The following is a 22,259-nucleotide window of genomic DNA, read 5'->3' on the forward strand; positions in this document are numbered from 1 at the left end:
GTCCTTTGGACGTTAGTAGCTGAACTCACCAAACACTTTGGTGACATCTCCGTTCCAGTCATCTTCAAACCGCTCGATCAACTCGTCGGCTGGCGCTTTTCCTGTTTCAAGGCTGTCTTTGAGCGCATTGAGAAAATGGGTCTCGTCAGGCACCAAACCGCCCGCGCCCTCGCGGCCACGCGCCACCAGACCCGCCTCGGAAATCGTCACGCATTCGCGTGCCAGATCAAGCATCTTCACGCCGCCGACTTCGGCCTGAAGCCCGTCGAGAGAAGCCGCAACACGCAACTCTTCGCGCAACTGGGGCGTCCAATCCTTGAACAGATCACTCGCCGCATCGAGCGCGTTTTGGTCATACATCATACCAACCCAGAACGCAGGCAACGCACACAAACGCCGCCACGGACCACCATCGGCCCCGCGCATTTCCATGTACTGCTTGATCCGCGCCTCGGGGAAAATCGTCGTGAGATGATCGGCCCAATCGCTTAGAGTTGGCTTCTCACCAGGCAAAGCAGGCAACTGACCCTTGAGAAAATCGCGGAACGACTGGCCCAATGCGTTGATATACTTGCCATCGCGGTAGACAAAATACATCGGCACATCGAGCGCGTATTCGGCGTAACGTTCAAACCCCATGCCGTCCTCGAACACGAACGGCAACATGCCCGTGCGCGATGCATCAAGGTGACGCCAGATGTAGGAACGCCACGATTTATGCCCGTTGAGCTTGCCCTCTTTGAACGGCGAATTGGCGAACAGCGCCGTGGCCACGGGTTGCAACGCAAGCGCGGCGCGGAATTTTTGCACCATATCGGACTCGGACCCGAAATCGAGGTTCACCTGAACCGTACAGGTGCGCCGCATCATCTGTGTGCCCGTGGTGCCAACGCTATCCATATAAGCGTCCATCAGTTTGTAACGCCCCTTGGGCATCAACGGCATCTCGTCATGCGTCCAATGCGGAGCCATGCCCAGACCGATAAAGCGCGCGCCAATCTCGTCGGACACGCTTTGCACGTCCCGCAAGTGCTCGTTTACCTCATCACAGGTCTGGTGGATGGTATCGAGCGGAGCCCCCGACAGTTCCAACTGACCACCTGGCTCAAGCGAGATATTCGCGCCATTCAACTCAAGGCCGATCAAGTATTCGCCCTCAAAAACAGGGTTCCACCCAAAGCGGTCTTGAAGCGATTCCAAGATTGCCTTGATCGAGCGATCCCCATCGTAGGGCAACGGTTTGAGCGTGTCCTTACAATACCCGAACTTCTCGTGCTCGGTTCCGATCTTCCATGCATCTTTCGGCTTACAGCCCTGTTCAAAGAAGGTGACAAGATCGTCATAGCTTTCGATCAGGCCGCCGCCAGATTGAGGAATGGACATATGGGAGGTCTCCGAAACGTGAGGTTGTTGCCTAACAAGTGGGTCAAGGCATGCGGGAAGTCAATGCAGGGCGACTGTGCGTTTACGCCAGATCACCACAGGGCTGTCTGGTGCAGATTTGATTTGACGTAACATCTTTTCCGTCTCGATCCCGTTAAGAGTGACAAACACATCAAAGAGTTTTTCGGCTCCAAAGGCATCAAGCGGAATCAAAAGCGGGGCTTGCGCGGGCGCATCAAGTTGCCAATGCGCAGGACCGCGCACAGCGGGCAACAACATCACGGAGGTCATCGCGGCAATCTCGATCTGTCCGCCCGTTGTGGCGGTAAAATAGCTCACCACGCCCTCGTCGAACTCCACCGCACCAATGCCGCCCTCAGTGCGTCCAAACCGTGCGCGCTGCACAGCCGCAAACGCAAGAAACAGCGCAGCGATAGTGACGACAAGCGCCACCCAGCGCACCACGCCAAAGGACGATGCAGCCCACCACGCCATAAGCGCGACAACCAAAAGGGCGATGAGAACTTCGCGCCATTGCCAGATCAGCGCACGGACTTCAGGACGCATCAGGACCAATCCCCCAAATGTTGCTGCCAGATCGTGAGCGCCGCCACCGCCGCCGTATCCGCACGCAAAATACGCGGACCGAGAGAGACAGCATGCGCGAACGGCAACTCGTGAAGGCGTGCACGCTCGGCCTCGGAAAATCCACCCTCTGGCCCGATCAAAATGGCCCACTTGTCCGCCGCCACATCACCCAACACCTGCGCCGCGCCCACAAGGGCCTCGTCGCAAAACATAATGTGCCGCGTCTCGTCCCAATCCGCCAACACGCGATCAAGCTTTTGCAAATCCGTCACCTCAGGCACATAGGTGCCGCCACATTGCTCGGCCGCCTCAAGGGCATGGGCCTGCAACCGGTCCTGACGGATACGCTCGGCGTTTGTAAATTCGGTGTTCACAGGCACAATACGGCGCGCCCCCATCTCGGCGGCTTTCTCGACGATGAAATCCGTGCGCGCTTTTTTGATCGGCGCAAACATCAACCACACATCGGGCGGCATCAACAAATCGCGCGTTTTCGCACGACACGCCATTTCGCCGTTCTTTTTGTTCGCCTTTGTGACCTCGGCCAGAAATTCGCCGTCCACGCCATTAAACAAGGCCACAACGGCCCCATTGTCCTGACGCATCACCCCGAAAAGGTAATGAGACTGCTCCTTTGTGAGAGGAACGGTTTGCCCTTGGGCCAAGGGCTGATCTACATAGAGGCGTATTTTTGCTTTATCCATGAGACCTACATATGACCGACGAGCGCACAACGCCAGAGACAGACGGACAGGTTTTTGATGCCGTCAAAGGCAATTGGGTCGATACACTGGCCCCCGCATGGACGCGCCCCTACCTGCGCCTGAGCCGCGCGGACCGCCCCGTTGGCACATGGCTCTTGCTGATCCCCACATGGTGGGGTGCCCTTTTGGCGGCCTCCGCTGCGGGGGAAATGACCCTGCGCACGGTCTGGATTCTCATAGGATCTGCCATCGGCGCGTTCCTCATGCGCGGCGCAGGGTGCACATGGAACGACATCACGGACCGCCACATTGATGCAAGCGTCGCCCGCACGAAAAGCCGCCCCATTCCCTCGGGCCAAGTCAGCGTAAAACGCGCATTGGGCTGGATGGGACTTCAATGCCTCTTGGCGTTTTTCATCCTGCTCACCTTTGGAAAACTGGCCATCGTATTGGGCATAGCGTCCTTATTGCCCGTGGCGATCTACCCCTTTGCCAAACGGTTCACATGGTGGCCGCAAATCTTTTTGGGCCTCGCGTTCAACTGGGGTGCCCTTTTGGCCTATGCCGCCGTGGCGGGCGAGATCAATTCCGCTCCGGTATTTCTCTACCTGTCAGGGATTGCATGGACCCTGTTCTACGACACAATCTACGCCCACCAAGACAAAGAGGACGATGCACTTATCGGCGTGAAATCGACCGCGCGTCTGTTTGGCGACAATACCGCCGTGTGGCTGAAACGCTTTTTGATCGTCACGGTCTTGCTCATGGCAGGCGCAGTGATCGAGGCCCTGTCTGGCCGATCCTTGTTGGCCACGGTCATCGCCATTGGCGCACCATGGGGCATGGGGTGGCATTTGGTCTGGCAAATGACCCGTTTGGACATCAACGACCCCGACACTTGCTTGCGCCTGTTTCGGAGCAATCGCAACGCTGGGCTTATCGCTGCGCTGTTTTTCGCCGCATCGGTTTTCGTATGATTGCAGGGGGAGACTGAACCCCCTAAAGACTTGCCTACGTTTAGAATAATTTCGGATATTTCCCGTTTCATGCGCATATCAAACTATATTCCCACACTCGTCGCGTTTCTATTTGCTGCGGTCATTGCGCTCTTTGGTGCGAACCTAAGTTCACGCGCCATTGAATCAACGTCCGAAAGTGCCGTGGCCAAACAGCTAAAACTCGAAGGCTACGAATGGGTCAATGTCGAGGCGGACGGGCTACAAGTTGTGCTAACGGGCACCGCGCCAGATGAGACCAAACAGCTCGCGGCCCAACGCGCCGCAGGTCACATCGTTGATCCGGCCCGCGTCATCAACGTGATGGATATCGAAACACAGGCAAAAATTGTTGCGCCACGTTTTTCCATCGAAATCTTGCGCAACGACGAGGGAATTTCACTCATCGGTCTGGTTCCAACCGCATGGCCGCGTGATGTGTTCGTCTCTGATCTAAAATCAGCGGCCTCCACCGGTTCGGTCACCGACCTGCTCGAACACGCGGACTACACCGTGCCCGACATGTGGGACGCCGCGATGGAGTTCGGGCTTGAGGCCATCACGCTTTTGCCTCGCTCAAAAATCTCACTGTCCGCAGACAGCATCATCGTCACAGGTCTTGCCGATAGCGCCGATCAAAAACGCCGCTTCGAGCGCGCGCTCGATGACAAAAAACCGTCAAGACTTGACGTTGCAATCAACATTAGCGCGCCACGCCCGATCATCACGCCCTTTACCGCACGGTTCCTCATTGACGAAACCGGCCCGCAATTCGATGCCTGCTCTGCCGAAACGGTTCAGGGTCAGGCGCGCATATTGGCCGCCGCGCGTGCGTCTGGCATTGAGGATCCCAGCTGCGTTATTGGCCTTGGCTCACCGACAACCGATTGGGCCCGCGCCGTCGAGGCGGGAATGCGCGCCGTCCAAGACCTCGGCGCAGGCTCCATTACATTCTCCGACAGCGAAGTGTCCCTTGTCGGCACATCCGGCCTAAGTGCATCACTGTTCGATAAGGTGGCGGGCGAATTGGAGGCGGCGTTGCCCGCAGCATTCACCCTATACACCACACTGCCAGAACCCGAGGACAACGTGAGCACGGACGCCGTGCAATTTGTCGCCCTGCGCTCCCCCGAAGGCCAAGTTCAACTGCGCGGCAGAATTGGGGACGAACGCAGTCAAATCGCCGCGGAAGCCTACGCAAAATCCGCCTTCGGGTCCAACACCATCTATTCCGCACTGCGCCAAGTGGATGGCCTCCCCGAAGGCTGGTCCATCCGCGCGCTTGCCGCAATCGAAGCCCTGTCCAAATTGGATAACGGCTCTGTCACAATGCAACCAACCTCGGTGCGCGTCCGTGGCCGCACGGGTGATGTTACCGCAAAAGCAAGCATAACACAGCTTTTGGCCGACAAGCTTGGAAGTGGTCAAACCTTTGACATTGATGTCGATTATGTCCGGCAACTGGACCCCATTCTCGATTTACCAACGGCTGACGAATGCGTGGCGCGCGCCAATGATGTGATTAATGCCAACAAAATCGTTTTTGCACCGGGCTCGACAGAGGTAGACGAATCCTCAACCGATACACTTGACCGTCTCGCCAAGGCGCTTGATAAATGTGAGAAAATGGAGATGGAAATCGGAGCGCATAGCGACAGCCAAGGCGGCGAGGACATGAACCTGTCCTTAAGCCAAGCGCGCGCCAATTCCGTGTTGAACGCCCTGATTTCGCGCCGCATCGTCGGGGTCGATTTCACCGCCAAAGGCTACGGCGAAGAACAGCCAATTGCAGACAATGACACCGAAGACGGACGTGAGGCCAACCGCCGTATCGAATTCAAACTCCTTGGTGGTGATGCGCCCCAAGATGGGCAATCCGACCAAACAACCGACACGCCACCGGCCGAAAACAACGAGAACGAGACTCCAAATGAATAGAACCGAACTGATTTTCGCGACCGCAATCGTCCTGTTTTTGGCGTTTCTATTAGGGTGGTTTGCCCATTGGCTCGTGCACCGGTTTGTCCACGTTGGACAAGGCGAAATGAGCGATCTGGACCAGATGGCGCAACAGGTCCACGAAGCCGAAGAGCAACGCGATCAGGCCATTGCCTATTTCCAACAACGCGAATCTGAAACGACCAATCAACTCAACCAAACCGAGGCCGAGTTGAACGCGGCCATGGGTGGACTACGCGAGGCCCGTCAAGAAGCCGAGGAATTGCGCAGCTACATCGAACGCCTGAACGCCCCGCAATAACACGCCCTCACGCATCGACGATCCATCCCTTGTCACGCGTCACCAGCCCCGTGATGTAGTCCGACACGACCTTGAGACGGCGTAACTCTTTTTGCGATTCATGATAGGCAAGCCAGTATTCGCGGCGCGTCTCGACGGGTGATGCAAGCCGGACCAATTCGGGTTCATGCACCGCAAGATAGTCGTGCAAAACACCAATGCCCGCGCCTGCCTTCACCGCCTCCATTTGCGCGATCGCGGATGAAATACCCAGCTGTGCACGCGTCCCGCCAAAATAATCGGACGCGTAATCCAATGAAGGTGAAAACAGCAAATCCTCGACATATCCGATGACCCGATGCCCCGTGAACGGCGGCTCTGACGGCGGCACCCCGTGGTGTTCAAGATAGCGCTTGGACGCATAAAGTCCGAGGGAATAGGACGTCAACTTGCGCGCGATCAGCCGACCTTTTTCAGGCCGCCCAACCATAATGGCCAGATCCGCCTCTCTCTGAGACAGCGAAAAACTGCGCGGTATAGCGACAAGCTCGATTCGCAAATCGGGATAGCGATCCAACAGCGGCGACAAGCGCGGCGTGAGGTAGGACACCCCAAACCCGTCAGGCGCACCGATGCGAACCACACCACTTGGCCGCGTATCGGTAGAATTAAACAACGCCTGCCCCTCAAGCATCGCACTTTCAGCGCGCTCAAGTTTGGTCACAAGCGCCTCGCCATCGTCGGTCAACACGCAACCGGATGGGCCACGCACCAAAAGCGTGGCTTGCAACTCTGCCTCAAAGGCCGACAAACGGCGGCTGAGCGTTGCTTGGTTCAACCCAAGCTTTCGCGCCGCCGTGAGCATCTTGCCCTCGCGCGCCACAGCTAGAAAAAGTTTACCGTCTTCCCAATTCATTCAGAGCTTCTAGCACCCATTCAACACCTTTTACTATGCATATTTGCATACCTTAAATCACAATTGCCGAGGTTTGTTGCAAAAAGCAACGCGTGTAATGTCTTTGCAATCGCCGGACGCACGTTGCGTCACGGCACGCCTATAGCGCAACCCTCACGCAAGGAACTTCCCCATGACCGAGATCGCACACTTCATCAACAACGCGCATGTTGCCTCCACCTCCGGCCGCAGCCAGCCCGTGTTCAACCCCGCGACAGGCGAAAGCGAGAAAACCGTTGCACTGGCCACAACCGCCGAAGTGGACGCCGTTGTCGCAGCCGCCAAAGCCGCATGGCCAGCATGGTCGAAAACACCGCCTCTACGCCGCGCACGCATACTCGACAAATTCAAAAGCATTTTGTGGGACCGCGCCGACGAATTGGCCCGCGCTATTTCTAACGAGCATGGCAAAACCCATGATGACGCCGTGGGCGAAGTGACCCGTGGTCTCGAAGTGGTCGAATTTGCCGTTGGCGCACCCAGCTTTCTGAAGGGTGAGTTTTCCGAAAACGTTGGCACAGGCGTTGATAGCTTCAACATCCGCCAATCGCTTGGGGTTGTGGCCGGCATCACACCGTTCAACTTCCCCGCAATGGTGCCAATGTGGATGTTCCCTGTCGCTTTGGCCACGGGCAACACCTTTATCCTGAAACCCTCCGAACGCGACCCATCCGCATCCCTGCTCATGGCCGACTGGCTGAAAGAAGCGGGTCTCCCAGATGGTGTATTCAACGTGGTCCAAGGCGACAAAGAAGCCGTAGATGCCCTGCTGAACAACCCGGACGTCAAAGCGATTTCCTTTGTCGGCTCGACGCCCATCGCCCAATACATCTACCAGACGGGCACAGCCAACGGCAAACGCGTTCAGGCTCTTGGTGGCGCGAAAAACCACATGGTCATCATGCCTGACGCCGACCTCGACATGGCCGCAAACGCATTGATGGGCGCGGCATTTGGCTCTGCGGGCGAGCGCTGTATGGCGATCTCCGTGGCCGTCCCCGTAACGGACGCCGTGGCCGATGCGCTCATCGACAAACTCACCCCGATGATCAAAGCGCTCAAGGTTGGCCCCGCGGCTGATAGCGCCTCCGATATGGGGCCAGTCGTCACCAAGGCCGCCCAAGAGAAAATCCTAGGCTACATCGATAGCGGCGAGGCCGAGGGTGCAAAAGTCATCGTTGATGGTCGTGACTTCAAACAAGACATGCAGGGCTATGAAAACGGATATTATGTTGGCGGCACCTTGATCGACAACGTAACCACCGACATGAAAATCTGGAAAGAAGAGATTTTTGGGCCTGTCCTGTCCGTGGTGCGCCGCAATTCCTATGACGATGCGGTCGCCCTCATTGATCAGTGCGAATTTGCCAACGGCACCGCGATCTTTACCCGTGACGGCGACACCGCGCGCGCCTTTGCCCAAGACATTGAGGTCGGAATGGTCGGCATCAACGTGCCGATCCCCGTGCCAATGGCCTTCCACTCCTTTGGCGGTTGGAAAGCGTCGATCTTTGGCGATCACCACATGCACGGGATGGAGGGTGTTCGATTCTACACCCGTATCAAAACCACGACACAGCGGTGGCCCTCAGGTCAGCGTACCGAGGCCGAGTTCACAATGCCGACCCTTGGCTAAACAAAATCCGTTCAAAACAAAAGGCGCCTCTCGGGGCGCCTTTTTCGTGATCGTGCCCGACGCAAGGCCGACGAAAGGCCGACGAGTGGCCGACACGTTCACCAGCGCCGCAAAGCGTCCTCATCCACGTCCTTAGCCGCGACCCAATCCGCACCTGATTTGGTCACTTCTTTCTTCCAAAACGGGGCGCGCGATTTGAGATAATCCATCAAATATTCCGCCGCCTCAAACGCCTCGACACGGTGACGCGCGGCGGTGGCAACCATCATGATTTGCTCTGCGACCACGAGTTTTCCGTAACGGTGAATAACCAAACAATCAGACAGCGACCACCGCGCCACAGCGTCCGCCACAATGGCCTCAATCGCCGCCTCACACATGCCGGGATAATGCTCAATTTCCATGTGCTGAAGGTCGCCAGTGTCATCGCGCACAAGCCCCGTAAAACTCACCGTGGCACCCGTGTTTGGCGCGCGGCCAAAGCCATCAAGTGATCGGGCCAGATCGAAGTCCTCCGCCTGAACCGAGATCCGCATATCAGCCCCCTGTCATAGGCGGAAAGAAAGCCACTTCGCGCACCCCATTGAGGGGCGCATCAAAGTCCACCAATTCTTGATCAACCGCCACGCGCAGTGCGCTTAAGTCCTCGAATGCAAAGGCATATCTCTCTTCGCGGGCCTTTAGCTCATCAATGAGATCCGCAACCGTTGCCGCCTGTGTCTCGACCTGTTCACGCGGCAAACCAATGCGCTCACGCACCCATGCGAAATAAAGCACATCAATCATCGGACGCATCACGCAAATAGGGCATGGCTTTGCGCAAATAATCCGCACCCGTGATGACCGTCAAAAGCGCCGCAATCCAGAACAAAACGATCCCGCCCGTGTAGGTCCAAACCATCCCGAAATATTGCCATGCAAGCCCGTGCACGTCCTCGATGTCGCCCGACAAAATACCGTCCACGGTCACGCCATCCATGCCGAATGTTCCCATACCCACATAGTGAGAAAACAGGCCATACGAGAGAAGCACCGCGATAGAGACCATTTGCGAGGCCGTCTTCCATTTGGCCAGTTTTGTGACCTTCAAAAGACCTGCCGTGGCGCCCAAAAACTCGCGCAAACCCGACACAAACGTCTCACGCAAAATGATGAATGCAGCGGGGAAAATGATCAAAAAGGACGCACCAAAATTCATCGCCAAAACCGCAATCGCCGTCATCACCATCGCCTTATCAGCAATAGGATCAAGCATCGCTCCGAACCGCGATGTTTGCTTCCACGAGCGCGCTAGATAGCCGTCCACATAGTCCGTCAGCGAGGCACCAATGAACAACAAAACCGCCGCCCAATCGGAATAAGGATGCGGCAAAACGAGAAAGACGATTGCAATGGCAGGCGCACACAGCAACCGAAATACGGTGAGTATATTAGGGATGTTCCAAATCATGTGTACGTCCTTACAACCTTATCCGCCCTCATGGAAGAAGTCGTAGAGTGTCTGTGCGACCGTTTCCGAAATTCCATCCACCGCCTTAAGGTCGGAAAGGTTTGCAAGCCCCACCGCCTTGGCCGAGCCAAAGTGCGCCAACAAGGCGCGTTTGCGCATGGCCCCAACGCCCGGAACATCATCCAGAGGCGTTGCACTAATGGCCTTGGACCGCTTTGCGCGGTGTGTCCCGATTGCAAAACGGTGCACCTCATCGCGGATGCGTTGAATGAAATACAGCACAGGGTCATTGCGTTGCAGCGCAAAGGGGCGTTTGCCCGTGCGGTAGAACTCTTCTTTGCCGTGGTCGCGGTCCACGCCTTTGGCCACACCGACCATCGGGATATCCGTTACACCCAATTCCGTCATGATCTCTTGGACCGCCGACACCTGTCCGGCGCCCCCATCAATCAACAACAGACTTGGCCATGTGTCGCCCTTGCGCTCAGGATCGTCTTTCAACAGACGTTTGAAACGGCGCGTCATGACCTCTTTCATCATGCCAAAATCATCGCCCGCCGTGATCCCGTCTCCCTTAATATCGAACTTACGGTATTGGGATTTCAGGAACCCCTCTGGCCCCGCTACAATCATCGCGCCGACGGCATGCGCCCCTTGGATGTGGGAGTTGTCGTAAGCCTCGATGCGCGTTGGCATGGAGGGCAAGCCGAATGCCTCCGCCACGCCCTTGAGCAACTTGGTTTGCGCCGCACTCTCGGACATTTTGCGGCCAAGGCTTTCACGCGCGTTGCGCACAGCACCCGATACCAATTCGGACTTCTCTCCCCGTTGGGGAACGAGCACCTCGACCTTGCGCCCCGCCTTCTCAGATAGTGCTTGAGCCAACAGCTCCTTGTCCTCGACATCATGGCTCAAGATCAATTGGCGCGGCGGCTCTTTTTGGTCGTAGAACTGACCGATAAAGGCCCCCATGACTTCGGCTTCGGACACATCTGCACCGATACGCGGATAGAAATCCTGATTGCCCCAGTTTTGGTTCGCACGAATGAAAAACACCTGAACACAGGCCTGTCCGCCCTCCATGTGAAGGCCGATGATATCCCCCTCCGACACAGTTTTAGGATTGATCCCTTGGGCCGTTTGCACGTTTGTCATCGCACGGATTCGGTCCCGCAGGGCTGCGGCCTTTTCAAACTCCATCGCTTCGGACGCTTCGCCCATCTCCTTGGCCAAGCGCGCCTGAAGTCCTGCGTCTTTCCCTTGCAAAAAACGCTCGGCGTCCGCCACCAATTGGGCGTAGTCCTCTTTGGAAATCTTCCCAACACAGGGCGCCATGCACCGTTTTATCTGATGTTGCAGGCAGGGCCGCGTGCGCCCCTCATAGTCACTGTTCGAACAATTGCGCAGCAAAAACACGCGCTGCAACTGGTTGAGCGTGCTGTTGACGTTGCTCGCGGATGCAAAGGGACCATAATAAGCTCCTTTGCGTTTCTTCGCGCCTCGATGTTTTACGATCTGTGGAAAATCATGGTCTTTCGTCACGAGAATATTCGGGAATGATTTGTCGTCGCGCAGCAGCACATTGTAGCGCGGCTTGAGTTGTTTGATGAGGTTTTGCTCTAACAGCAGCGCCTCGGTCTCTGTGCGCGTGGTCAAAAACATCATCTGGGAGGTTTCTGAAATCATCCGCGCAATACGCGCGCTGTGCCCGTGGGTGCGGGCGTAGTTGGACACGCGGTTTTTGAGGTTCTTCGCTTTGCCGACGTAGAGGACGTTATGTTCGGGATCCAGCATCCGGTACACACCGGGAGATCCGTCAAGCATCCGCAGATACCCGTCGATCACCTTGTGACCGCGCGGTACATTTTTGTCCCGTTTTTCATCCGTCTGTATGCTCATGGCTACCCAAGTATGATTCTTCTGTCTGGCTGCAACCTTACCGCACCTGTCGCAAGAGGAAACTCATCCACGGAATCTGTGGATAACTCTGATGATAAGTTTTCGTGATCGCGGTTTTTCCGTTGTTATAAGGCGGCTTCTACGGGTTGCCTAAAAAATAGGCACATAAATAACTAATTGATAATAAACAATATTTTTTATCACAACCGCCAAGTCATTGAAAATATTTACATTTTATTCATATTAACGCGCGCTCGAATTTGGCAGTGCACAACTTTGCGCCCGAACCTATACCCAATAGTATTAATCGGTCAAAATATCGGGTGTATTCCACGCAAGATGCTGACCGCCATCTACACATAAAAGCTGACCTGTGACGCCATGGGCATCGATGAAATACCCCAAAGCTGCGGTGATATCTTCGAGGTTGGACCCTCTGTTCAGGATAGTCGCGGCGCGTTGTGCGGTGAACATATCTCGGTCTTGATGCACGCCCTGTAGTGTCGGCCCGGGACCAATGGCATTTACACGAATGCGCGGAGCGAGGCCCTGCGCCGCCGTCTGGGTAAACGCCCACAACCCCATTTTGGCAATCGTGTAGCTCATGAATTTCGGCGTCAGTTTTTGAACGCGCTGATCCAGCATATTGATCACAAGCGCGGTGGCACGCGCCTCACCGCGCGTGTCTGTCTCCACATCTGGAGCCTGAGCGGCAAACGCTTGGGTGAGTACAACAGGCGCGCGCAGGTTGCTCTCTATATGGCGATCCCAACTGAACCGCGTGCCGTCCTCGATGCTGTCCGCCTCATAGATCGACGCGTTATTCACAAGCAACGTCAATGGTCCACCAAGGGCTTGTGCAGCACGTCCCACCAATCGGGCAGCTTCGTCTTCGATCAACAGATCTGCTTGAACGGCCTGCGCTTTGACGCCCATCTGGCGCAGCTCGGCCACGACCTCATCGGCTTCGACCTTGGACGTTGCATAATGTACGGCAACGTCGAATCCGCGCTCGCCAAGATACAAAGCCATTGCACGGCCAAGCCGTTTGCCTGCGCCCGTGACCAATGCCCGCCGTGGTTTCATAGTGTTCCCCTTAAAAGACCATCACAATGTAGAGGACATATAGGGCTGTCAGGGTGAGACCCCAGATCAAAGTGATACTTTTACGGCGCAGCACAAACACACCCAACAAAAGTGACGATGCAATCATCACCCAGATATCGAACCGCATAATTTCGGGTGCGACAGGAATGGGACCGACGAGTGAGGCCACACCGATAATGCCCAACAGGTTGAACATATTGGAGCCGATCACGTTGCCAAATGCCACATCTGCCTGACGGCGCAGCGCGGCCATCACGGTTGTCGCAAGTTCTGGTAGCGATGTCCCCAAAGCTACAAGCGTCAAACCGATCACAGTGTCCGAGACCCCGAACGATTGTGCAATATGAGTTGCGGCATTGACCAAAAGCTCGGCGCCAATAGGCAAACCAATCAAACCTGCAACAAGGAAAGCAATGATTTTGGGCCACCCCATATGCGGGTCGGCCCCTTCGACGTCTTCCTCATCCATCGCACAGACTGCGGCATCTGCCGCGTTGGCACGATGCGATCTCGCTGCACGTGCTGCATGGACAAGCATAAACCCTAGCGCAGCGAGTAAAATCAAACCCGAGACCTGACCAAAGGGGCCAATAAACGCCAAGGCCGTGAACAGTGCTGTTGCGGCTATCATTTGAAGATAGCTGGCGCGGGTCGAATTATCGACCACATGTAGCGTGGTTATCAATGCGGGAATACCCATTACCAGTAGCACATTCGCAGTGTTCGAGCCCACAATGTTGCCAAGGGCAAGCCCCGGAACCCCTTCGTGAATAGCCGAAATAGAGATGAGAAATTCAGGCGCGGATGTCCCGAATGCAACGATGGTTAGGCTAACAATCAACGCGGGCACGCCAAGGCGAAGCGACAGATTCACAGCCCCGCGGACCAACGCATCCCCCGCGAATAGCAGCACTACAAGCCCTACGGCAGCAGTCAAAAAGTCCATTAGGGCTTCCCTTTCTTACAGGCGCATGGGCCTTTGCCAATGACATAGCGTCCGCATTTGGGACAGGTCATAGAGGCGAGTTTTGTCTGACCCGGAAAACGGACACGCCCGAACAGCGCCAACACCGCAATAAAGATCATAAAGACAGAAATAATTTTAAAGATCATGTCACAGCCCGTAGCGCGCCCAAAGACCGCGCTCTTCGACGGTGTTGACCGCCTCATCGATGATCTGTGCGCCAAACCGACCCAAGAATGGTTTTTTAGGGCCAAAGACCGCAAACCGTGTTTTGGCGCCAAACATCTCTTTCATGATGGGCAACAGATGTCCGATCCCATCGGCCAAGCCAAGATCAACACTTGTTTTACCCGTCCAATACGTACCGTCGAACAGCTCGACATCTTGCGACAACCGATCCTCACGAGAGGCTTTTACATGCTCGACAAAGGCCACGTGAATGTCTTCTTGCAGGGCTTTGAGGCGCACAACATCTTCGTCGCGTTCGGGCTGAAATGGATCAAGCTGGCTTTTTGAGCCGCCCGCGGTGTAGACGCGCCGCTCAATACCATATTTGGCAATCAATTGATCGAACCCGAAGCCCGCAGAAATCACACCGATGGAGCCGACGATAGAACTGCGATCCACGAATATTTTATCAGCCGCGCACGCGAGCCAATAACCGCCCGATGCCGCGACATCCTCAACAAAGGCAAACACGGGAACGTCCTTTTCGTCTGCCAGACGGCGGATGCGTGCCGCGATCAACGACGACTGAACGGGGGATCCTCCCGGAGAATTGATCGACAAGGCAACTGCCGATGGCTTGCCCTTACCGAAGGCACGTTCAATTGCGGACGCAAGCGCCTGATCATTCAATCCACCGCGCTTGGTCACAATGGTTCCGCTAAGCCGCACAACGTTCACGCGCGGCTGAGACTTCAAAAATGGGATCCAGTTTTTCATACAACGGATGTAGAGCCCCAAACCGCCCCAAACAAGGGGCGTTAGCATCCCTATTCTACTGGCACGACACAAACGCCTGAGTGATGTGATCCAAAAGAGCGATATAGAACTGTGGCCCCGCCTCTATATGTGCGCCAAGCGGATCAATGACGGCACGCGCACCGACACTTTTACCAAGCACTGTATCAACAAGCTGACTGTTGTATTGCGGCTCACTGAACGCGCAGGTGACGCCTGATCGTTCCACCGCGTCTTGCAACTGGGCAATCCGTTTGGGACTTGGCGCACTTGCATCGCTCATAGAAACGGCCCCAACCGCCTCAACCCCAAAGCGGGCTTCGAAATAGTGGTAGGCGTCATGAAACACGATAAACCGCAGGTCATGGAGTGGCTCAAGCGCTTTGGAAATCCGCACGATAGCAGCATCGATTTCGGCAATCCCCGCGTTCGCGTTTGCCTCGTAGCGAACCGCGTTTTCTGGATCTTTCTCGGCCAAGGTCCGCGCAATCGCCTGCATCCAAACCTTTGCGTTCTCTGGGTCCAGCCACATATGGGGATCGTCCGCTCCAGCGCCGTGATCATGCTCGTCGTGCTCGTCGTGCTCGTCGTGCTCGTCGAACACAGCATTTTCTCTAAATGGCAAATGGATAACACCCTCAGCTGTAGACAAAGGGATCGACAAGGCGTCTGGCGCGACCTGCTCAATCGTTTTGGACAACCACGGGGCAAGCCCTTCGCCCGTCCAAAATACAATATCAGCATTCTGCAACGCGGCCGCATCGGAGGGGCGCAGCGCGTAGTCATGAGGTGATGCGCCTTGCTCAAGCAAGTTCAACGGCGCTCCAACCCCCTCCATCACACGCGACACGAGGCCATGAACGGGGGGGATATCAGTGACAACATCGGGAGCCTGCGCAAAAACGGGGGCCAATGAGCCTAGAAAAGCCAAAGTCGAAAGACGGATAAGAGCCATCACACTAATTCCTGTTATGTTATTACATTTGACGCCTTGATATATGCAATAATATAACATATCAAGACCGCAAGCTTAAAAAGGATACTCCAATGGAGCCGCTTGGGTTCGTACGCCACGATCATAGCCATTGCGTCACGGATGCCGTGGCACAGGTCGACGCGCGATGTGACACCTTGGGGTTGAAGCTCACACCAGTGCGGCGGCGCACCTTGGAAATCCTTCTTGAAGAACACCGCGCATTGGGTGCCTATGACGTTTTGGAACGCCTGCGTGCTGACGGCTTTGGCTCTCAACCCCCAGTGGCATATCGCGCCTTGGACTTTTTGACGTCCAACGGATTTGCCCACAAGATCGAGCGCCTCAATGCCTTCATCGCCTGCGCGCATCCAAGTGAATCCCATACTCCTGCATTTTTGATTTGTCGCGACTGCGGCGCGGTGGCCGAGGCCGAAACCAACCCCGAGACAGGGATGCTCAACCAAATTGCGCAGACCACGGGTTTCAGTATCGAGCGCGCCGTACTGGAGGCCGAAGGTCTCTGCCCGAACTGTCAAACGGAGCCACAAACATGAGCTTGGTCGCACTGAACCACGTTGGCGTGACGCTTGGCGGACGGTCTGTCCTCACGGACGTTTCGTTTGAGATCAACACGGGCGAAATCGTCACGATTGTTGGCCCCAACGGGTCAGGAAAATCCACGATGCTGCGCGTGATAATTGGGGCCGTCCCGCCCAATAGCGGCAGCGTGACGCGCAAAGCCGGCCTAAAGATCGGCTACGTACCGCAAAAACTTCATATTGATCCAACGCTACCGATGACGGTGCGCCGGTTTCTCTCCCTGCCCCGCCGCGTCTCGGACAATGCCGCAGATATGGCCCTCACCGAGACAGGCGCGGGGCACCTGCATGACCGTCAAATGGCTGATCTCTCCGGCGGCCAGTTTCAGCGCGTTCTTTTGGCACGTGCCCTCTTGGCCAAACCTGACCTCCTTATTCTCGATGAGGCTACACAAGGCCTCGACCAACCCGGATCAGCGGATTTCTATGACCATATCGACCGCGTGCGCCGCGACTTTGGCTGTGCTGTCTTGATGGTCAGTCACGAATTGCATGTTGTTATGGCGGCCTCTGATCGGGTGATTTGCCTCAACGGCCACGTATGCTGCCAAGGCGAGCCTGAACATGTGGCCTCCGCCCCAGAATACCGCGCCTTGTTTGGCACAGGAACGCATGGGGCATTGGCCCTCTACCGTCACGAACACAGTCATACCCATGACGCGTGTGACGATGAGGTCTGCGACCATGATCATACACACGCCCCCGCGCATCACACCCACCACGGAGATAGGCCATGAGCATGCTAGACGATTTCATGGTGCGCGCCGTTCTTGCCGGTATCGGTGTTGTGGTGGCAGCAGCACCCCTAGGCTGTTTTGTCGTATGGCGGCGCATGGCGTATTTTGGTGACGCCACAGCCCACGCAGCGATCCTCGGGGTTGCCTTGGCGCTTACGTTTAACGTCTCCGTCCTTGGAGGAGTTATGGCCGTGGCGCTCATCATGGCTTTGACCGTCTCGACACTCAACGGACGCGGCGTTGCGATGGACACGATGTTAGGCGTAATGGCGCACGCGTCTCTCGCCTTTGGCCTTGTCGCCGTGTCGTTCGTTGACGGAGTTCGTGTCGATCTCATGTCTTACTTGTTTGGTGACATCTTGGCCGTGGACCGTATGGATATCTTGGGTATCTGGTTGGGTGCAGCATTGGTGATCAGCTTGCTCGTATGGCGGTGGCAAGGATTGCTGACCTCGACGCTCAACCCTGACCTTGCAACATCGGCAGGGCTATCCCCGCGCCGAGAACAATTGATCTTATCCGTTGCCCTGGCGATGGTTGTAGCCGTCGCGATCAAGGTTGTTGGGGCGTTACTCATTGCGGCAATACTTTTGATCCCCGCCGCTGCTGCGCGTCCCTTTGCCCAATCACCCGAACGCATGGCCGTCATCGCCGTGGCAATCGGAGTCCTATCGGTCATAGCAGGAATAGAAGCCGCGTTTATCTTCGACACGCCCACAGGTCCGACCATTGTATGTGCGGCTGCGGTGGTCTTTGCCTTGGGTCAAATCACACGGGTGATACGCGCGAATTAAGAGGCGAGATACTTATCGATAGCCGCCTCGGTTCCGTCCGCATAGATGGTAATGAGCCATGCTTCGAACACATCGGCAAAGCGCGCATCCTCGGCCAAATCGCCATAGATGTGACGCATCGACAGCCACGCCTTGGGCGTTTCTTGTGCCTGTTCTGCCAAAGATTTGAGATCATCCCAAAACGGATCATTCGGCTCAACTGTTGTGCCGTCTTCGCGAATACCAAGACAGTAGCGCGCCCAGATTGCGGAACACAGCGCCAGTCCCTCGACCGTCCGGCCCGCGGCCAAGCTTTCGCGCACCGATGGAATGATGAACCCTGGCTGGCGCGATGATCCATCAAAGGCCACACGGCGCGTGGTATCCACGATCTTCGGGTTCGAGAACCGATCGTGGATCAACTTGACGTAATCCTCGGGCGTGAACTCCGGAACAGGTTTCACGTTAGGCATGATCTCTTCGCGCTCGACCTTGTCAAACAATGCCGCAATCTTCGAATGCTCCATACAGCCCGAAATCGTCTCGACACCAAGCACTTCGCCCGCGTCAGAAATCACTTGATGGCCACCATTGAGGATACGGATTTTCATCACTTCGTAGTCATGCACATGGTCGGAAAATGTAGCACCTGCCTTGTCCCAATCGGGACGGCCCGCACAAAAATCATCCTCAATCACCCATTGGCGAAAGTTTTCGTGCGTCACAGGCACATCATCACTCACTCCAAAATCACGGGCGAACTCAAGCTCGCGCGGACCCGTGGCGGGCACGATGCAATCCACCATTGAATTCGGGAAGGTACAATTTGCATCAATCCAGTCCGCCAGATCAGGATCAGACATCCGCGCAAGTGTCACAATCGTTTGACGCAAAATGCCGCCGTTGCCCTGAAGGTTGTCACACGACTGTCCGGTAAATGGCCCAACCCCACGTTCACGGCGCAATTTCAGCGCGGCGACAATGGCCCCGAACGCCGTGCGCGGCGCGGCTGGATTGGCCGCATCATGGACGATATCAGGGTGAGTTTGGTCAAAGCTCTGGGTGGCAGGGTCAATAAAATAACCGCCCTCAGTGACGGTCAGTGCAACGATGCGAATGTCCGGCTGTGCCATGCGTTCGATCAATGGACCATGCCCCTCAACCACGGGAACGTAGTCGATCATGGAGCCTACAACCTCAGCAGAGGAACTGGACGGGTCCAATTCGATCAGCGTGGTCAGATAGTCCTGCGCCGCCATCTTTTGGCGCATGACCTCGTCATAGGGCCGAACCCCCGCGCCAACGATTGCCCAATCTTGCGCATATCCTTGCTGCATCAGCCGGTGAAGATACCACGATTGGTGAGCACGATGAAAGTTGCCAAGACCAATGTGCACGATCCCCGCCGTCAGTGCAGACCGGTCATAGGTCGGGCGCACAATCGCGTCAGGCAGATCATTTAAAGTGTCGTTGCACAGTTTCATCGTCATATTCCCAATCGTCAGGAGCCTATGCTCCTAGCTTTTCAAACGTTGTGTGGCCGAACAGGGCGACCTATTCGTCGCCAATACGCAAGCCGTCATCGCCAAAGCGGTGAAGGTGCGTCGCGTCTGGAGTGAGATAAACTGTCGCGCCATACGACAACTCAACTTCGCCTGAGGCCCGTACCGTCAGCGGCTCGGAAAAGCCCTCGACAGTGACATGGAAAAACGTGTCGGATCCAAGGTGCTCGGATACGCCAACAGTCCCTTTCCAGTCCCCTTGTTCACGATCAATTTCAATGTGCTCGGGGCGAATGCCGATGGTTTTGGCATCATATTTCGCGGCCTCAGCCCCTTCGATCAGGTTCATCTTTGGCGACCCGATGAAGCCCGCGACAAAGATGTTGCGTGGCGCACGGTAAAGCTCCATCGGCGAGCCGACTTGCTCGATGTAACCTGCGCGTAGTACGACGATTTTGTCGGCCATAGTCATGGCTTCGACCTGATCGTGGGTCACATAAACCATCGTCGTGGCGAGACGTTTGTGCAGCTCGGAGATTTCCAAACGCATGCCAACGCGCAACGCGGCGTCGAGGTTGGACAGGGGTTCGTCAAACAGGAAGGCAGAGGGTTCACGCACAATGGCGCGGCCAATTGCAACACGCTGACGCTGACCACCCGAAAGCTGTCCGGGGCGACGATCAAGATAGTCGGTGAGGTTGAGCGCTTTGGCCGCGCTCTCAATGCGACGATCCTGTTCAGCCTTGTCCATGCCCGCCATTTTCATCGGGAAGGCAATGTTCTTGCGCACCGACATGTGCGGGTAGAGCGCATAGGATTGAAACACCATAGCCAGACCACGTTTGGAGGGGGGAAGCTCGGTAGAGTCCTGTCCATCGATGAGAATATCCCCGCCGGAGACATCCTCAAGACCCGCAATCAGGCGCAAGAGTGTGGATTTGCCACAACCCGAGGGTCCAACAAAGACGGTGAATTCGCCGTCTTCGATTGTGAGGTTGAGAGGTGGAATGACCTCAACCGTACCAAAGGTTTTTGTGACGTTTTCGAGTTTGATTTGTCCCATGGTATCCGTTCCTTATTTCACAGCGCCAAAAGTAAGGCCGCTGACAAGCTGTTTCTGGCTGAACCAGCCAAGGATGAGAATTGGTGCGATAGCCATCGTCGAGGCTGCGCTAAGTTTGGCGTAAAAAAGGCCTTCGGGGCTAGAATAGCTCGCGATGAAAGCCGTCAGAGGAGCCGCTTTCGCCGCCGTCAGGTTGAGGGTCCAAAACGCCTCGTTCCAAGCTAGAATTACATTCAAAAGCAAGGTCGATGCGATGCCCGGAATGGCCATCGGCGTCAGGACGTAAAAGATCTCTTCCTTCAGGCTTGCACCATCCATACGGGCAGCTTCGAGAATTTCGCCGGGGATCTCTTTGAAGTACGTATATAGCATCCAAACGATGATCGGGAGGTTGATCAGCATCAGAACGATAACGAGACCCACACGGCTGTCCAAAATCCCCATACGAATGAAGATCAGGTATATCGGGTAAAGAACGCCAACTGCGGGGAGCATCTTTGTCGAGAGCATCCACAGGAGAATGTCTTTGGTACGGTTAGAGGGCACAAAGGCCATCGACCAAGCGGCTGGAACCGCAATGATGATCCCGAGGATCGTAGACCCCCCCGCGATGATGATCGAGTTCCACAAGAACCGCATGTAGTTCGAACGCTCTAGAACCACACCGTAGTTTTCCAAAGTCCAGTTGAACCCGAGGAAAATGGGCGGATCCGCAATAGCCTGTGCTTCGGTTTTGAAGCTCGTGAGGATGGTCCACAAGATCGGAAAGAAGATCAGGAACCCGATCGACCAAGCAGCCACTGTATTGATCGTTTTGCGCTGTGTTGTAACGGCACGTGACATGTGAGCCCCTCCTTACGCGTCTAGGTTTTTGCCGACGATGCGCATCAAGAAGATGGCAACGATGTTGGCGAGGATGATGGCATAGACACCACCGGCGGAGCCCAGACCGATATTCTGGCTTTCCAGAACGCGCTGGAAGATCAGATAGCTAAGCGTTTTTGTTCCAAAGGCACCGCCAGTGGTCACAAAAATCTCGGCAAAAATCGAAAGCAGGAAGATCGTCTGGATCAAAATAACGACCGTAATTGAACGGCCAAGGTGTGGCAGGGTGATAAAGGCAAAGCGTTTGGTCGCAGGCGCTCCATCCATTTCAGCGGCTTCAAGTTGCTCACTGTCTAGCGACTGAATTGCCGTCAAAAGGATTAGGGTTGCGAAGGGCAGCCATTGCCAACTTACGATAATGACGATCGACGGCAGCGAGGCTTGGCTCAGCCACTCAACCGGCGCTGCACCGAAGAATTTCCAAAGATATGCGAATAGCCCGTAGTTGGGGTCCATGAACATGTTTTTCCACACCAGCGCCGAAACGGTTGGCATGACAAAGAACGGTGCGATGACAAGAATACGTACAAAGCCGCGTCCCCACATCGGTTGGTTCAAAAGGATCGCAAGCAACACACCGAGGACCACGGTGATGGCGAGAACGCTACCGACGATGATCAATGTGGTGAAGATGGACGGCCAAAACGCGCTGGAGGTTACGAAACGGGCGTAGTTGTCAAAACCCGCCCACCCAAGGTCGCCGCCACGCATTGGCAGGTAATTTCTAAACGAAAAGTAGAGAGTCATAATGAGGGGAACAAGCATCCAACCAAGAAGAAGGACAACTGCGGGCGCCATCATTATACGGGCTGCAGATCGGGAATGCTGGGTTGCCATGACG

24 protein-coding genes are annotated in these 22,259 nt (G+C 55.7%); 7 read left to right on the forward strand and 17 right to left on the reverse strand.

All coding sequences use genetic code 11. The features are described 5' to 3' along the window. Nucleotides 1-12 precede the first annotated feature (12 nt). The 3 genes from IMCC12053_RS06490 to IMCC12053_RS06500 are packed head-to-tail and all read right to left on the reverse strand — an operon-like array spanning nt 13 to nt 2,675. Nucleotides 13-1,383, reverse strand: a complete 1,371-nt coding sequence (locus IMCC12053_RS06490; RefSeq protein WP_062216964.1) for a glutamate--cysteine ligase — start codon at nt 1,381-1,383, stop codon at nt 13-15. A gap of 60 nt (nt 1,384-1,443) precedes the next feature. Next, nucleotides 1,444-1,950: a hypothetical protein gene (locus IMCC12053_RS06495; protein WP_062216967.1), complete on the reverse strand. Its 507-nt coding sequence runs from the start codon at nt 1,948-1,950 to the stop codon at nt 1,444-1,446. Further along, the gene (locus IMCC12053_RS06500; RefSeq protein ID WP_062216970.1) at nt 1,950-2,675 is read right to left on the reverse strand and encodes a 16S rRNA (uracil(1498)-N(3))-methyltransferase; all 726 of its coding nucleotides are present in this window, start codon (nt 2,673-2,675) and stop codon (nt 1,950-1,952) included. The genes IMCC12053_RS06495 and IMCC12053_RS06500 overlap by 1 nt, the downstream gene beginning before the upstream one ends. Before the next feature lie 11 nt (nt 2,676-2,686). Between IMCC12053_RS06500 and ubiA the strand changes: the two genes are divergently transcribed. From ubiA to IMCC12053_RS06515, 3 genes are all read left to right on the forward strand, one after another. After that, complete coding sequence (ubiA, locus tag IMCC12053_RS06505) at nt 2,687-3,652, forward strand: 4-hydroxybenzoate octaprenyltransferase (protein WP_062216973.1); 966 nt, start codon at nt 2,687-2,689, stop codon at nt 3,650-3,652. A gap of 69 nt (nt 3,653-3,721) precedes the next feature. Further along, nucleotides 3,722-5,608, forward strand: coding sequence for an OmpA family protein (locus IMCC12053_RS06510; protein WP_062216975.1), 1,887 nt, complete (start codon nt 3,722-3,724; stop codon nt 5,606-5,608). Continuing rightward, nucleotides 5,601-5,930 carry a hypothetical protein gene (locus IMCC12053_RS06515; protein ID WP_062216978.1) on the forward strand — a complete coding sequence of 110 codons (330 nt, stop codon included), beginning with the start codon at nt 5,601-5,603 and terminating at the stop codon, nt 5,928-5,930. Before IMCC12053_RS06510 ends, IMCC12053_RS06515 begins: the two co-directional genes overlap by 8 nt. Nucleotides 5,931-5,937: 7 nt before the next feature. On the opposite strand, the gene IMCC12053_RS06520 is transcribed toward IMCC12053_RS06515, so the two are convergent. Beyond that, nucleotides 5,938-6,825 (reverse strand): LysR family transcriptional regulator, encoded by an 888-nt coding sequence (locus tag IMCC12053_RS06520; RefSeq protein WP_062216981.1) that lies wholly within the window; start codon nt 6,823-6,825, stop codon nt 5,938-5,940. Nucleotides 6,826-6,997: 172 nt separating this feature from the next. Between IMCC12053_RS06520 and IMCC12053_RS06525 the strand changes: the two genes are divergently transcribed. Beyond that, on the forward strand, nt 6,998-8,500 hold the full coding sequence (locus IMCC12053_RS06525) for a CoA-acylating methylmalonate-semialdehyde dehydrogenase (RefSeq protein WP_062216984.1): 1,503 nt from the start codon (nt 6,998-7,000) through the stop codon (nt 8,498-8,500). 98 nt (nt 8,501-8,598) lie between these two features. Here IMCC12053_RS06525 and IMCC12053_RS06530 read toward each other — a convergent pair whose 3' ends face one another. The 9 genes from IMCC12053_RS06530 to IMCC12053_RS06570 all read right to left on the reverse strand — a co-directional run bounded on the left by IMCC12053_RS06530 (nt 8,599) and on the right by IMCC12053_RS06570 (nt 15,838). Further along, nucleotides 8,599-9,036 carry a molybdenum cofactor biosynthesis protein MoaE gene (locus tag IMCC12053_RS06530; RefSeq protein ID WP_062216987.1) on the reverse strand — a complete coding sequence of 146 codons (438 nt, stop codon included), beginning with the start codon at nt 9,034-9,036 and terminating at the stop codon, nt 8,599-8,601. A gap of 1 nt (nt 9,037) precedes the next feature. Continuing rightward, nucleotides 9,038-9,286 (reverse strand): molybdopterin converting factor subunit 1, encoded by a 249-nt coding sequence (moaD, locus tag IMCC12053_RS06535; RefSeq protein WP_143089967.1) that lies wholly within the window; start codon nt 9,284-9,286, stop codon nt 9,038-9,040. After that, the gene (pgsA, locus tag IMCC12053_RS06540; protein ID WP_062216990.1) at nt 9,279-9,950 is read right to left on the reverse strand and encodes a CDP-diacylglycerol--glycerol-3-phosphate 3-phosphatidyltransferase; all 672 of its coding nucleotides are present in this window, start codon (nt 9,948-9,950) and stop codon (nt 9,279-9,281) included. Before pgsA ends, moaD begins: the two co-directional genes overlap by 8 nt. Nucleotides 9,951-9,968: 18 nt before the next feature. Continuing rightward, a complete protein-coding gene (uvrC, locus tag IMCC12053_RS06545) occupies nt 9,969-11,849 on the reverse strand; it encodes an excinuclease ABC subunit UvrC (RefSeq protein ID WP_062216991.1) in 1,881 nt (626 codons plus the stop codon). Between the two features lie 303 nt (nt 11,850-12,152). Continuing rightward, on the reverse strand, nt 12,153-12,935 hold the full coding sequence (locus IMCC12053_RS06550) for an SDR family oxidoreductase (protein ID WP_062216994.1): 783 nt from the start codon (nt 12,933-12,935) through the stop codon (nt 12,153-12,155). 10 nt (nt 12,936-12,945) lie between these two features. Beyond that, on the reverse strand, nt 12,946-13,902 hold the full coding sequence (locus tag IMCC12053_RS06555) for a calcium/sodium antiporter (RefSeq protein WP_062216997.1): 957 nt from the start codon (nt 13,900-13,902) through the stop codon (nt 12,946-12,948). Then, nucleotides 13,902-14,069, reverse strand: coding sequence for a hypothetical protein (locus IMCC12053_RS15940; RefSeq protein ID WP_062217000.1), 168 nt, complete (start codon nt 14,067-14,069; stop codon nt 13,902-13,904). Before IMCC12053_RS15940 ends, IMCC12053_RS06555 begins: the two co-directional genes overlap by 1 nt. Before the next feature lies 1 nt (nt 14,070). Further along, on the reverse strand, nt 14,071-14,865 hold the full coding sequence (locus tag IMCC12053_RS06565; RefSeq protein WP_062217004.1) for a S49 family peptidase: 795 nt from the start codon (nt 14,863-14,865) through the stop codon (nt 14,071-14,073). Between the two features lie 55 nt (nt 14,866-14,920). Next, entirely contained in the window at nt 14,921-15,838 is a 918-nt protein-coding gene (locus tag IMCC12053_RS06570; protein WP_062217007.1) for a zinc ABC transporter substrate-binding protein, read from the reverse strand. A 92-nt stretch (nt 15,839-15,930) separates the two neighbouring features. On the opposite strand from IMCC12053_RS06570, the gene IMCC12053_RS06575 reads away from it, so the two are divergent. The 3 genes from IMCC12053_RS06575 to IMCC12053_RS06585 are packed head-to-tail and all read left to right on the forward strand — an operon-like array spanning nt 15,931 to nt 17,989. Next, on the forward strand, nt 15,931-16,413 hold the full coding sequence (locus IMCC12053_RS06575; RefSeq protein WP_062217010.1) for a Fur family transcriptional regulator: 483 nt from the start codon (nt 15,931-15,933) through the stop codon (nt 16,411-16,413). After that, the gene (znuC, locus tag IMCC12053_RS06580) at nt 16,410-17,195 is read left to right on the forward strand and encodes a zinc ABC transporter ATP-binding protein ZnuC (protein WP_062217013.1); all 786 of its coding nucleotides are present in this window, start codon (nt 16,410-16,412) and stop codon (nt 17,193-17,195) included. The genes IMCC12053_RS06575 and znuC overlap by 4 nt, the downstream gene beginning before the upstream one ends. Then, on the forward strand, nt 17,192-17,989 hold the full coding sequence (locus IMCC12053_RS06585) for a metal ABC transporter permease (RefSeq protein WP_062217015.1): 798 nt from the start codon (nt 17,192-17,194) through the stop codon (nt 17,987-17,989). The genes znuC and IMCC12053_RS06585 overlap by 4 nt, the downstream gene beginning before the upstream one ends. Here IMCC12053_RS06585 and IMCC12053_RS06590 read toward each other — a convergent pair. The 4 genes from IMCC12053_RS06590 to IMCC12053_RS06605 all read right to left on the reverse strand — a co-directional run bounded on the left by IMCC12053_RS06590 (nt 17,986) and on the right by IMCC12053_RS06605 (nt 22,255). Further along, nucleotides 17,986-19,458 (reverse strand): mannitol dehydrogenase family protein, encoded by a 1,473-nt coding sequence (locus IMCC12053_RS06590; protein WP_062217018.1) that lies wholly within the window; start codon nt 19,456-19,458, stop codon nt 17,986-17,988. The genes IMCC12053_RS06585 and IMCC12053_RS06590 overlap by 4 nt on opposite strands. 64 nt (nt 19,459-19,522) lie before the next feature. After that, on the reverse strand, nt 19,523-20,533 hold the full coding sequence (locus IMCC12053_RS06595; protein ID WP_062217020.1) for an ABC transporter ATP-binding protein: 1,011 nt from the start codon (nt 20,531-20,533) through the stop codon (nt 19,523-19,525). Between the two features lie 12 nt (nt 20,534-20,545). Beyond that, the gene (locus tag IMCC12053_RS06600) at nt 20,546-21,376 is read right to left on the reverse strand and encodes a carbohydrate ABC transporter permease (RefSeq protein WP_062217023.1); all 831 of its coding nucleotides are present in this window, start codon (nt 21,374-21,376) and stop codon (nt 20,546-20,548) included. A gap of 12 nt (nt 21,377-21,388) precedes the next feature. Further along, nucleotides 21,389-22,255: a carbohydrate ABC transporter permease gene (locus tag IMCC12053_RS06605; protein WP_062217026.1), complete on the reverse strand. Its 867-nt coding sequence runs from the start codon at nt 22,253-22,255 to the stop codon at nt 21,389-21,391. Nucleotides 22,256-22,259 lie beyond the last annotated feature (4 nt).

Origin of the sequence: Celeribacter marinus, from assembly GCF_001308265.1 — a bacterium.
Classification (GTDB): Bacteria; Pseudomonadota; Alphaproteobacteria; order Rhodobacterales; family Rhodobacteraceae; genus Celeribacter; species Celeribacter marinus.

Coding starts and splice junctions, on each gene's coding strand:
- IMCC12053_RS06490 (WP_062216964.1), bottom strand. CDS start 1,383: ATGTCCATTCCTCAATCTGGCGGCGGCCTGATCGAAAGCTATGACGAT.
- IMCC12053_RS06495 (WP_062216967.1), bottom strand. CDS start 1,950: ATGCGTCCTGAAGTCCGTGCGCTGATCTGGCAATGGCGCGAAGTTCTC.
- IMCC12053_RS06500 (WP_062216970.1), bottom strand. CDS start 2,675: ATGGATAAAGCAAAAATACGCCTCTATGTAGATCAGCCCTTGGCCCAA.
- ubiA (WP_062216973.1), top strand. CDS start 2,687: ATGACCGACGAGCGCACAACGCCAGAGACAGACGGACAGGTTTTTGAT.
- IMCC12053_RS06510 (WP_062216975.1), top strand. CDS start 3,722: ATGCGCATATCAAACTATATTCCCACACTCGTCGCGTTTCTATTTGCT.
- IMCC12053_RS06515 (WP_062216978.1), top strand. CDS start 5,601: ATGAATAGAACCGAACTGATTTTCGCGACCGCAATCGTCCTGTTTTTG.
- IMCC12053_RS06520 (WP_062216981.1), bottom strand. CDS start 6,825: ATGAATTGGGAAGACGGTAAACTTTTTCTAGCTGTGGCGCGCGAGGGC.
- IMCC12053_RS06525 (WP_062216984.1), top strand. CDS start 6,998: ATGACCGAGATCGCACACTTCATCAACAACGCGCATGTTGCCTCCACC.
- IMCC12053_RS06530 (WP_062216987.1), bottom strand. CDS start 9,036: ATGCGGATCTCGGTTCAGGCGGAGGACTTCGATCTGGCCCGATCACTT.
- moaD (WP_143089967.1), bottom strand. CDS start 9,286: ATGATTGATGTGCTTTATTTCGCATGGGTGCGTGAGCGCATTGGTTTG.
- pgsA (WP_062216990.1), bottom strand. CDS start 9,950: ATGATTTGGAACATCCCTAATATACTCACCGTATTTCGGTTGCTGTGT.
- uvrC (WP_062216991.1), bottom strand. CDS start 11,849: ATGAGCATACAGACGGATGAAAAACGGGACAAAAATGTACCGCGCGGT.
- IMCC12053_RS06550 (WP_062216994.1), bottom strand. CDS start 12,935: ATGAAACCACGGCGGGCATTGGTCACGGGCGCAGGCAAACGGCTTGGC.
- IMCC12053_RS06555 (WP_062216997.1), bottom strand. CDS start 13,902: ATGGACTTTTTGACTGCTGCCGTAGGGCTTGTAGTGCTGCTATTCGCG.
- IMCC12053_RS15940 (WP_062217000.1), bottom strand. CDS start 14,069: ATGATCTTTAAAATTATTTCTGTCTTTATGATCTTTATTGCGGTGTTG.
- IMCC12053_RS06565 (WP_062217004.1), bottom strand. CDS start 14,865: ATGAAAAACTGGATCCCATTTTTGAAGTCTCAGCCGCGCGTGAACGTT.
- IMCC12053_RS06570 (WP_062217007.1), bottom strand. CDS start 15,838: ATGGCTCTTATCCGTCTTTCGACTTTGGCTTTTCTAGGCTCATTGGCC.
- IMCC12053_RS06575 (WP_062217010.1), top strand. CDS start 15,931: ATGGAGCCGCTTGGGTTCGTACGCCACGATCATAGCCATTGCGTCACG.
- znuC (WP_062217013.1), top strand. CDS start 16,410: ATGAGCTTGGTCGCACTGAACCACGTTGGCGTGACGCTTGGCGGACGG.
- IMCC12053_RS06585 (WP_062217015.1), top strand. CDS start 17,192: ATGAGCATGCTAGACGATTTCATGGTGCGCGCCGTTCTTGCCGGTATC.
- IMCC12053_RS06590 (WP_062217018.1), bottom strand. CDS start 19,458: ATGACGATGAAACTGTGCAACGACACTTTAAATGATCTGCCTGACGCG.
- IMCC12053_RS06595 (WP_062217020.1), bottom strand. CDS start 20,533: ATGGGACAAATCAAACTCGAAAACGTCACAAAAACCTTTGGTACGGTT.
- IMCC12053_RS06600 (WP_062217023.1), bottom strand. CDS start 21,376: ATGTCACGTGCCGTTACAACACAGCGCAAAACGATCAATACAGTGGCT.
- IMCC12053_RS06605 (WP_062217026.1), bottom strand. CDS start 22,255: ATGGCAACCCAGCATTCCCGATCTGCAGCCCGTATAATGATGGCGCCC.